We start from the raw sequence: 275 nt of genomic DNA on the forward strand, positions 1-275 counted from the left end.
TGATAATCCGCACCTGCCCGGGCTTCGAGACCGAGCCCTTCCCGCACGAAGCCGAGTTTCGGCCCATCCTCCGGCACGGGATGGCCATGTCTTGCATCCTGTTCAGCCAGATCGACAAGATCGATGACGAGCTGGCGGAATGCAGGCATATCCCGTGAGGGGCCCGGCACGGCAATGACCGACACCACCTTGCCATGGGTCGCCGGAATAGGGTTCCAACGGCAGGAAAGGCCGGTCAGGTCCGGCCGCCCGCCCGCGGCAGCGGCGGGCAGGGT

The 275-nt window shown here is 66.2% G+C and carries 1 protein-coding gene; it reads right to left on the reverse strand.

The genetic code is table 11. The annotated features are described in order from the left end of the window. Positions 1–275: DUF3095 family protein (locus tag SB816_RS31400; protein WP_410548168.1), on the reverse strand; the 275-nt coding region annotated here is incomplete at both ends.

Source organism: Achromobacter sp. SIMBA_011 (genome assembly GCF_046535435.1).
Lineage (GTDB): Bacteria > Pseudomonadota > Gammaproteobacteria > Burkholderiales > Burkholderiaceae_B > Achromobacter > Achromobacter dolens.